7 protein-coding genes, 1 pseudogene and 1 other annotated feature are annotated in these 10,135 nt (G+C 61.5%); all 8 genes and pseudogenes read right to left on the reverse strand.

All coding sequences use genetic code 11. The features are described from left to right. Window positions 1-642, reverse strand: a pseudogene (locus tag ACMNI9_RS06045) (YgiQ family radical SAM protein); the annotation flags it as partial. Between the two features lie 104 nt (window positions 643-746). Next, window positions 747-1,643, reverse strand: coding sequence for a DUF4013 domain-containing protein (locus ACMNI9_RS06050; protein ID WP_114567535.1), 897 nt, complete (start codon window positions 1,641-1,643; stop codon window positions 747-749). A gap of 153 nt (window positions 1,644-1,796) precedes the next feature. After that, window positions 1,797-2,174: a 50S ribosomal protein L7/L12 gene (gene rplL / locus ACMNI9_RS06055; protein WP_114567536.1), complete on the reverse strand. Its 378-nt coding sequence runs from the start codon at window positions 2,172-2,174 to the stop codon at window positions 1,797-1,799. Window positions 2,175-2,261: 87 nt separating this feature from the next. Continuing rightward, window positions 2,262-2,783, reverse strand: a complete 522-nt coding sequence (gene rplJ, locus ACMNI9_RS06060) for a 50S ribosomal protein L10 (protein WP_114567537.1) — start codon at window positions 2,781-2,783, stop codon at window positions 2,262-2,264. Window positions 2,784-2,842: 59 nt separating this feature from the next. Next, window positions 2,843-2,985 (reverse strand) — a sequence feature (ribosomal protein L10 leader region). A 120-nt stretch (window positions 2,986-3,105) separates the two neighbouring features. Then, window positions 3,106-5,076, reverse strand: coding sequence for a Tat pathway signal sequence (locus ACMNI9_RS06065; RefSeq protein ID WP_114567538.1), 1,971 nt, complete (start codon window positions 5,074-5,076; stop codon window positions 3,106-3,108). A 96-nt stretch (window positions 5,077-5,172) separates the two neighbouring features. Further along, window positions 5,173-7,851: an aconitate hydratase AcnA gene (acnA, locus tag ACMNI9_RS06070; RefSeq protein WP_418831244.1), complete on the reverse strand. Its 2,679-nt coding sequence runs from the start codon at window positions 7,849-7,851 to the stop codon at window positions 5,173-5,175. 15 nt (window positions 7,852-7,866) lie between these two features. After that, window positions 7,867-8,964, reverse strand: coding sequence for an isocitrate/isopropylmalate dehydrogenase family protein (locus ACMNI9_RS06075; protein ID WP_418831245.1), 1,098 nt, complete (start codon window positions 8,962-8,964; stop codon window positions 7,867-7,869). 110 nt (window positions 8,965-9,074) lie between these two features. Beyond that, window positions 9,075-9,683, reverse strand: a complete 609-nt coding sequence (locus ACMNI9_RS06080; RefSeq protein WP_114567541.1) for a HEAT repeat domain-containing protein — start codon at window positions 9,681-9,683, stop codon at window positions 9,075-9,077. Between the last annotated feature and the right edge of the window lie 452 nt (window positions 9,684-10,135).

The raw sequence follows: 10,135 nt of genomic DNA on the forward strand, positions 1-10,135 counted from the left end.
CATCTCGGCATCGTACACATGGTCCAAGGAACGCGCACGATACGCGGTGCCGTCGATGAACGTAAGGTCCTCGATGGAAAGGCCCGCCGCCAAAGCGTCGGCTATCTCCACCACCGAATGCTCCCCCATGCCGTACGACACCAGGTCGGCGCCGGAATCAAGGAGTATCGACCGCTTGAGCTTGTCCGACCAGTAATCGTAATGCGCCATCCGCCGCAGGCTCGCTTCGATTCCGCCAAGCACGATGGGAGCCTTCTTGTACGTTCGCCGTATCAGGTTGCTGTAGACCACCGCCGCATGGTTCGGGCGCCTCCCCGCTTCGCCTCCCGGCGAGTACGCATCGGTGCGGCGGCGCTTCTTCGCAACCGTGTAGTGGTTCACCATGGAATCCATGTTACCCGCCGAGACGAAAAACGCCAATCGCGGCTCCCCGAACACGGCGATGCTGTCCGGATCGTTCCAGTCGGGCTGCGCGATAACGCCCACCTTGTACCCGTGCGCCTCGAGCAAACGCGTGATGATGGCCGTCCCAAACGAAGGGTGGTCCACGTACGCGTCGCCCGACACGTACACGAAATCAACCTGGTCCCAGCCTCGCTGCTCCATATCAACCCGGCTGACCGGTAAAAATCGCTCCCCCACGCCTGCGCCTCCGTCTTCCTTGCCGTCGCAACGCAAACAGCCCGCCGAAGCGCTCGGCTTCAACGGGCTGCACTTACCGTTCCATACTACCAGGTTTGTCGGTTCTACCGAGGCGGTTGCTGGCCTGCGGCCCTTGCTTGCGCCGCCTCGATCTCGAACGGCATCGGATCATCTTGGCCGCGCCATGCTGGAACCTCGAACTGACGCGTCCAGTACCCCAGCGCGCGCGAAACCATAGCCAAAACGAACACGCTCAGCATCATGGACAGCACGCCGCATGCCACGGCCAGCACCACGATCAGCGCCAAAAGCCCGGGGAGCGCCGCGAACAGAACCGCGGGGCTGTCCGTATGAACCACCGGAATGCCCGCAACCAAGCCAATCGCCAGGCCCGCCAGCATGATGCCTATCGTAACCACCGATATGACGAACCCCGCAACCACCCATAGCAGCAACGCCATGCCCAAGATGCGAGCCAAGCCGCCGAAATCATGGCGTATCATGGCCCAGATCTTGCCGAACTGCAAGCCTGGAGCCAGTCGGCCGTAAATGCTCATACGCATGATGCCCACCGCCGCGAACACCACGGCGAACAACGTTCCGGCGAAAACGACCACCGAGAACAGCAACGAGAACAGCCCGAAAAACGCAAGCGTCCCGCCGTATCCGTAGCCGTAACCCGACCAGTTCGCGCCAATGCCCGTGACCATAGCCCAAACAAACTCCAGCACCCAGGGAATAAGCATGCACACCAAGCCTATGACCAGCGCAAAAAATCCGCGGCTGTACAGCTTGCCGTCTTCGTTGCCGAATATGCGAGCAGGCATGGGCGCATGCACGTTCCAAGCAACATCGCGCGCCCATCCGAACAAGTATCCGAAAACGACAATCCACCCGAACACGGGGATCAGTCCAACCAGCGACAACACCGCAAGCTTGCCGAACCAACCCGGCGAGTTCTTGATATCGTTCCAGGCGGCGCTAAAATAACCTGTCTGCATAGCGAGCCTCTTCTTCTCTTGCTTTCGTTTTTCCCACCATACACGCGCGGGATTGCTGCGCAATAATTCGTTGCCATTCCGTCAGCGGCAAAGAGCGTAAAAGAGCCCGCTGCAGTGCAGCGGGCTCTGTGCAAAGTTCGTTGAACCAGCGAGTTACTTCAGGGTAACAGCAGCGCCGGCTTCCTCGAGCTTGGCCTTGATCTCCTCGGCCTTCTCCTTGTTGACGCCCTCCTGGACAGCCTTCGGAGCGCCCTCGACGACCTCCTTGGCCTCCTTCAGGCCCAGACCGGTGATCTCGCGGACAACCTTGATGACAGCGATCTTGTTGTCGCCGAAGCCCTCGAGGACAACGTCGAAGTCGGTCTTCTCCTCAGCGGCAGCGCCACCGTCGGCAGCCGGAGCGGCAGCCACGGCCACGGGAGCAGCGGCGGACACGCCGAAGGTCTCCTCGATGTCCTTAACCAGCTCGGAAGCCTCGAGCAGCGACATTTCCTTCAGGGCCTCGATGATCTCTTCACGAGTAACAGCCATGTTAGTTTCCTTTCAAAACGGCCGGAGGTTCCGGCCTCTTCTGTTTCATACCATCAGGCGGCATTTCCTATGCCGCCAACGCTGCATTTACGCAGCTTCCTTCTGATCGGCCACAGCCTTCGTGACCTGGGCAAGACCGCTGGGCACGCCGTTGAGGGCAACAGCAAGACCGCGGGCAACACCGGAAATAGCACCGGCGATCTGAGCGATGAGCTCTTCGCGGGACGGCAGAGAAGCAATAGCTTCCACCTCGGCAGCCGAAACAGCTGCGCCTTCCATCAAGCCGCCTTTGATCTCAAGGTTCTTGTTGGTCTTGGCGAAGTTCTTGACGGCCTTAGCAGCGGCAGCCACGTCCTCACCAGCGAACACGAACGCGCTCGGACCTTCCAGCATGTCCTCCAGCGTGGGCAGCTCGGCCTCGGCCAGGGCGATGTGCATCAGGGTGTTCTTGTACACCTTCAGGCTCGCGCCAGCTTCACGGATCTCCGAGCGCAGGGCCTGGATCTCCTTCACGCTCAGGCCGCAGTAATCCACGACCCACACAGCGGAAACGCCGTTCAGATCTTCCTTGATCTTGACCAGCGTCTCTTGGTTCTTTACGTTGGGCATTGGTACACCTCCTTTTCCTCAAACTCGGGTTCCGCCCCTTGCGGGTGGGATCGTCGCTTGAAGAAAAGAAACGACCCCTGCCGTCCAAAGACAACAGGGGCCGTCAAAGCGCGAAACTTATCAGAACCACCTCGGCGGGCCGCGTCTCTTCGCGATTAAACCTTTCGGTGCCTGCTGTCTTGGGCAGCGGAACTGCATCCATTAACGCCGCTTCGAAGAAGCAGCCCTTATATTCTGACAGGCTTTTTCAGAATGTCAAGAAAAAAGTGCGGGGCCTCCCATTTTTCGGAAAGCCCCGCACCTGTCGTTTCATGCAAGCGAACTACGCCGCATTCCCCTGAGCATCGCCCGTTGCCTGAGCCTGCTCGGCGGTCTTTTCCGCCGCATCGCTCGAAGACTTGACGCTGCCGGAGCCGCCGATGATCTCCTGTGCAGGATTCGTCGGCTCGGCCTCCACGTAGGTGAACTCGATCGTGTCGCCTTCCTTGTATCCGACGATCTCGATCAGCCCGGGCAACGCGAAGTCATAGATGCTGGAACCCTCGGCAAGCTTCACGTAGAAGTGGGAGTTGCCTTCCACGACCGCCTGGGCAATGTGAGAGATCGTGCCCTTCGCCTCGAGCGCGCCCGTATCCACGTCGCCATCGGAAAGAACGCCGTTCGTTGCCAACAGAGCCTGGTATGCCTTCTGGCATTCGGCAACCGTGTTGCCCACGGCCACATTCTGGTAGCGCTGGATATCGAGCATGGCGAACTGCTTCACCAGACCGGCGTCGTCCTTCAAAGCCATGAAGTACGTCGGCTGCCCCGAGACGTTGATCAGAAGCGGGAACGTCGCACGGTAGCGCAAGTTCTGAACCTGGCCCTCTGCGGACTGCATAGCCGATTCTTCCGTCGCGCCCGAAACCGAGTAGAAATGCGATTCGGCCGTACGCTGGTTGATCAGCACGAAGCCCACAATGGAGTTGTCCGCCGTGGCCGAGGTCACGCCCGTGTACACCCACACGTCATCGTCTTTGGCAATGTAGTTGTAACCCAGGTTGCCATCGGTTCCCGGCGTGGTCTGCACCACGTTGCGCTGACCCAGAACGGAGTTCAGCCAGCCGTCCTTGTACTTGCCCGACCAGTTGTACTGCTCAAGCAGAAGATCGGTCGGATACGCATGGTCGACCCACTGCGGAACGTCCTGGATGGCCAGATCCTGCGTCTCGCCCGTGGTGGCGTCAACCATGACCACGCGCTGGATGGTGGTGCCGCCGAACAGCCCGATGGTGCGGGTCTGCACCGGGCAGATCCACCACGGATGCCCCTCGTCGTCGATCTCGAAGGACTTCTGATCGAACATGTAGAAGGGGTAGCTCAACTGCACGTGGCGATCGATGTTGCGCGCAAGCGGCTCGGACTCGGAATAGTAGATGGGGCTATCGCCAAGCTTGACGATCTCGGCATCCTGCGTCGTCATGTTCACCAAGGCGTAAGCCGGAATGCCGCCATCGCGGTTCGTGAACCACTTGAACAGGTCCGCGTAACCAAGCGGGCTCACGCGAACGGGCGCGCTCTGGTAATTGATCTGGCTGTACAGAGGCGAGATCTCGAACTGGCTCACGAACTCGGGAATGGAACCCATCTCGCGGTTGCCCAGCAGGATGGCCGAGCTGCGGTCGATAACGGGAATCTCCGAGTAATTGACCTCTTTGATGTCCTGCGCGAAGTTGTCTTCGGTCGTCTGCAGCACGTTCGCGTACTTCGCGGCGTTGCCCGGGAAGATGGACAGCGACGCCACCGCTCCCACAACGCCCAGCAGCGCAACCAGAATCGGCAGGTACGACGCCCACTTGAACGCCTTCGCCTTGCCAGGGCTCGGATCCACCTTGCTCGTGCCCGTCTCATAGCTGCGCGACTTGCCCCAGAACAGCAGGAACAACGGCAGCAGGATGAACATGGCCACGAACATCCACGTGTCCGTGCTGTGGATGTTGATGGGCGGATGGAACCACCAATACGCGCACAAGCCCACGATGACGATGAGGATGGCAGCCCCGATAAGAGCCTTCTTTCCCCAAGCAGCCACCTGGTCGGCGAACGGGATCTCCACGTTCACGTGCGGCGGCTTTCCACCGCCGCCATTGCCCGAACCCGCAGCGGAATCGCTTGCGCGCCCACCGCGTCCGGCGTTGTCTCCGTCGTTGTTGAACGGCGAGCCGGTGCCCGAACCGCCGAAACCTCCGTCGACGTCCACGCCCGACTGTTTAAGCGCTTCGAGCAGCGCTTCAAATCCGGATGTCTGTTTCACGGCATCCCTTTCAGTCTTTCCCCGATACTAAATGCTTAACTATACACCAAGGCGCTCGATCGAATGCGACGATCAAGCGCCCTCGTTACCTTCTTCTTACAAAAGATTCCGAAGCACGAACTGAAGAATGCCTCCGTGCTCGTAATAGCGCCCCTCGGTCGGCGTATCCACCCGCACGATCGCCTGGAACTCCACTGCCGTTCCGTCTTCGCGCTCGGCCCGCACGCCCACCACGCTCGGCTCGGGCAGCCCTGCCGAAAAATCGATCGGAGCTATCGTGTACCGCTCCGATCCGTCCAGACCCAAGCTCTCGGCGTTCTCTCCGTCCAGGAACTGCAACGGCAAAATGCCCATGCCGATCAAATTGCTGCGATGGATGCGCTCGAAGCTCTCGGCGAACGCAGCCCGAATGCCCAGCAGCATGGGGCCCTTGGCCGCCCAGTCGCGGCTCGAGCCGCTGCCGTACATCTTGCCCGCCACCACGACCAACGGCACGCCGGCATCCCCGTACTTCATCGCAGCATCGAACAGCGGGCGAATCTGCCCGTCCGTGAAATCGCGCGTCCAGCCGCCCTTCTTGCCCTCGGCCAAAAGGTTCTGCAGCTTCACGTTGGCGAACGTGCCGCGCATCATCACTTCGTGATTGCCGCGGCGTGCGCCGTACGTGTTGAAGTCAGCCGGCGCCACCCCGCGCTCCTCAAGATAGCGAGCAGCCGGAGAGTCCGCCGCAATGGATCCGGCCGGAGAGATGTGGTCCGTCGTGATGAAATCGCCCAAGCGGCCCAGCACGCGCGCTCCCTCGATGGCCTCGGGCGCCGAAGGCTCGCGCTCCATGCCGTCGAAGTACGGGGCGCGACGCACGTACGTCGACGCATCGTCCCATGCGAAGGTGTCGCTCGGTTCTTTCCCGAGCGCCTGCCAGGCAGCATCGCCGTCGTAGAGCCCGCGCGTGCCCGCCTCGTACAGCTCGCGGGTAACGCACCTCTCCACCAAAGCGTCGATCTCTTCCTCGGTCGGCCAGATGTCGGCCAGCAGCACCGGCGTGCCGTCCGGGCGCGTGCCCAGCGCATCGTGCTCCAGGTCGACGTCCATCGTGCCCGCAAGCGCGTACGCGATGACCTCAGCCGGAGCAGCCAGGTAGTTCTGGGATACATCGGGCGAGATGCGTCCTTCGAAGTTGCGGTTGCCCGACAAAACGCTCGCCAGTTCCACGTCGTCAGCCACGTCGTGCAGCGCATCCAAAATAGGACCGGAGTTCCCGATGCAGCTCATGCATCCGAAGCCGCACGTGTAGAATCCCAAGCTACGCAAACCGTCCAACAGCTCCGCGCGCTCCAGCAAAAGCTCGGTGGCCTTGCTGCCCGGCGCCAAAATGCACTTGACCCACGGCTTCGGCGAAAGCCCCGCCTCCGCCGCCTTGGCAGCAAGCAGGCCCGCTGCCAGCATCATGCGAGGGTCGGTGGCGGTCGTGCAGCTGGTCACCGCTGCAATGGCAAGCGCGCCATGCGTGATGTCGAAAGCCTGGCCCCGTACATCCACCTGGACGGTCTGGCGCAGATCCAGGCCCCGATCGGCGCACACCGCACGGAAACGCTCCTGCACGCCGGACAGGGAAATCCTGTCGTGCGGACGCGACGGCCCCGCCAACGACCGCTCGACCTCGCTCAAATCAAGTTCGATAACCTCGGCATAAGCACGCTCTTGAGCGGCGGGGTCGTTCCAAAAACCCTGCGCCTTCGCGTACGCTTCCACCAGTGCAACCTGCTCGTCGGAGCGTCCCGTCAGGCGCAGGTACGCCAACGTCTGCTCGTCAACCGGGAACAAGGTGCACGTGCTGCCGTACTCCGGCGTCATGTTGGAGATGCACGTACGCTGCGTGGCGTTCAAGCTGTCCAAGCCCGGGCCGAAGCATTCCACGAAGCACCCGACCACGCCCTTCGCCCGCAGCATCTGAGCGAACGTCAGCGCCACGTCCATGGCGGCAACGCCCTCGGACAACCGGCCCGTCAGCTTCACGCCCACCACGCGCGGCACGAGCGTGGTGATCGGCTGGCCGAGCGCCGCAGCCTCGGCTTCGATGCCGCCGACGCCCCAGCCCAGCACGCCGATGCCGTTGGCCGTCGGCGTATGGCTGTCGGTGCCCACCAGCGTGTCGAAGTAAGCTACCGGAGCTTCTCCTTCGGCAACCGCAACGCCCGCCGCATCCGACGTCATGACCACGCGCGCGAACTGCTCGATGTTCAGCTGATGGCAAATGCCCGCTCCCGGCGGCACGATGCGCACGTTGTCGAACGACTCCTGAGCCCACTTCAGGAAGTCGTAGCGCTCGCGGTTGCGCTCGAACTCCAACTCCATGTTGCGCTCAAGGGCGCCCGCGCAGCCAGCTTCGTCGGCTATCACGGAATGGTCGATCACCAAATCGCACGGGATCTGCGGATTGATCTTAGCGGGATCTCCGCCCAACTGCGCGCACGCTTCGCGCATCACGGCGAAATCAACGAACACGGGCACGCCCGTGAAGTCCTGGAACAGCACGCGCGCCGGGCAGAATTCAACCTCGCTGCCCACCTCGCCCGCATTTCCCGCAGCAACAATACGTCCCGCCAGCTTCTCCGCCGCCTCAGAGTCCTCGGCGTTGCGCAGAACGTTCTCGAGCAAAACCGTCAGCGCGTACGGAAGGCGCTCGGAACCAGGAACCCCCGCAACGGGATAGTACGTGTACGCCGCGCCGTTCACCTCAAGCGTAGCGGCAAACCGATCGTTCTTGACCGTCATCGACGACCTCCTCCTCTAATCCATCTGCTCAAGCGCTTCTTCAAGCGCAGCAGTAAACTCAGAACAACGTGCAGCCCGCTCGCTCGACCTTGTAGCCTTGCGAATGTCGGCGGTCAGGTACTTACCGTCGGCATACACGGCGCGCACCGCGCGACGGATGCGCTCGGCCGCCTCGCGCTCGCCCACATGATCAAGCATCATAGCGGCAGACAGGATCTGCGCTGTCGGGTTCGCCTTGTCCTGCCCCGCGATGTCGGGAGCGCTGCCGTGCACGGCTTCGAACACTGCATAGCGCTTGCCGATGTTCGCCCCAGGGGCAATGCCCAAGCCGCCCACCAAACCAGCAGCCAAATCGCTTGCTATGTCACCGTACAGGTTGGGGAACACCACCACATCGAATTGGGAGGGGTCCACCACCATGTTCATGCAGAACGCATCCACTATGCGATCGTCGAACCCTATCGACGCCGCGCGCTCTTCGGCAACCTCCCGCGCGACGCGCAGGAACAAGCCGTCCGAGTGCTTCATGATATTGGCTTTGTGAACGGCGGTGACCTTCGTGCGCCCATGTTTGGCCGCATAGTCGAAAGCGTACTCCACAATGTCGCGCGTCGCCGTCACCGAAATAGGCTTCACGGAAATGCCCGAATCCGGGCGAATCGCTCCCACACCCGTTTCTTCGCAGAAGCGTATGAGATCGCGTGCAGCTTGCGAACCTTCCTCGAACTCGATGCCAGCGTACAGGTCTTCCGAGTTCTCGCGCACGATCACCATGTCCACGTCATCGTAGCGACCGCCCGCCCCGGGAAGCGACAACACGGGACGCAAACAGACGTACAGTCCGAGCGCCCTTCGCAGGGCGACGTTAACGCTGCGAAAGCCCGTGCCCACAGGCGTGGTAATGGGTCCTTTGATGGCCACGCCGTTTCGCTTGACCGCTTCTATCGTCGAGTCGGGCAAAGGCGTGCCGCAATGCTCCATCGTATGCGCGCCTGCTTCGGCGACCTCCCACGCGATGGCGGCACCGCTCGCTTCAACCACGCGCTGCATTGCAGCCGAGGTTTCCAAGCCTATACCGTCGCCGGGAATCAACGTCACGGTACGCTTTGCCATGCCTCCTCCTTCTTGCCCCTTGCTGGCTCAGCTCTATCTGCCAAAAGAATAGGCGCCCGATTGGCGCAGAACGAAAGCGGGCCTTAGGCCCGCCTGGTATCGAGAATACGCTACTTCGATTGCACGTTGTCGAGGATTTGCTGCGCGCGGCGCTTGAGCGCGCCCTTGCCGTTCGAGGCGTCGAAAGCCATGCGCGAAGCAAGTTCGTCCTTCACCTGAGAAGACAGCTTACCCGACGAAAAGTCAACCACGGCAACCAGCATGTCCTGGAATTCGAAATCCCCGTGATAGCACTGAATTGCCTCGTCGATAAGCGGCCATATACGCTCGGAGCGATTCTCCGTTGTAGCCCCCAGCTTGCACAAGAAGCGCATAGCCGCAAGGCGAACAGGGCCGCTCTCCTCATCGAACAGAGCCGTCTCAGCGCCCGGAACCGCCTTGTCGCAAGTGCGGGAGTCATGATCGACCATGCCAGCCAGCACGTCAAGACACTCCCAGCGCGTCTGGGCTTCCGGTCGGTTAAGCGCGTCGATAAACGCATCGCCGTACGGAACGAACAGATCGGCGTGGTCTTTCGAAAGGAAGGCAAGCGCAGCCGCAGCATTTTGACGGCCCCGACGAGACGGGCCCGAAAGCGCGTTTACCAGCTGGATGAATTGACGTTCGTTGCCAAGTGCTTCTTCTGCGATGGTTTTTGTCCCCTGCGTCTTTTCGCTCACCAGACCACTCCTCTGCCCTCATGTGGGAAAATGCAGCTACTAGTATTCGCTTTCATTATACCCTTCGCCCCGATCCCTCTTTGGATCCGGCGCAGAATCAACACGACGCCCCGGCGGACGGCCCCGCGCAGCTCTCGCGCGCGTCCCCCCAAGCGCAGAAAGGGCCCCGGAACCTGTTACGGCTCCGGGGCCCCTCCCCGCGATCGGCGGCAAACGCCGAGCGCCCTGCGCGAGCGCGACGTCCTATCCTCCCACAGCCTTGCGCTGCAGTACTTTCGGCGATGGCGGTCTTAACTTCCGGGTTCGGAATGGGACCGGGGTGGACGGACCTCTGGTGCAGCAGTTGTCGACCAACGGCACGGCTGCCTAGCTACGTCCGGCACGGATAACCGCTGAAAGCATCTAAGTGGGAAGCCGTCTCCAAGATGAGTCCTCTTTTCGGTAAGGGCCCA

This window comes from Paraeggerthella sp., assembly GCF_048427265.1.
Lineage (GTDB): Bacteria > Actinomycetota > Coriobacteriia > Coriobacteriales > Eggerthellaceae > Paraeggerthella > Paraeggerthella hominis.

Bases quoted from the DNA above. Each gene is read 5' to 3' on its own strand.
- rplL (WP_114567536.1), bottom strand. From the start codon at position 2,174: ATGGCTGTTACTCGTGAAGAGATCATCGAGGCCCTGAAGGAAATGTCG.
- ACMNI9_RS06075 (WP_418831245.1), bottom strand. From the start codon at position 8,964: ATGGCAAAGCGTACCGTGACGTTGATTCCCGGCGACGGTATAGGCTTG.
- ACMNI9_RS06050 (WP_114567535.1), bottom strand. From the start codon at position 1,643: ATGCAGACAGGTTATTTTAGCGCCGCCTGGAACGATATCAAGAACTCG.
- rplJ (WP_114567537.1), bottom strand. From the start codon at position 2,783: ATGCCCAACGTAAAGAACCAAGAGACGCTGGTCAAGATCAAGGAAGAT.
- acnA (WP_418831244.1), bottom strand. From the start codon at position 7,851: ATGACGGTCAAGAACGATCGGTTTGCCGCTACGCTTGAGGTGAACGGC.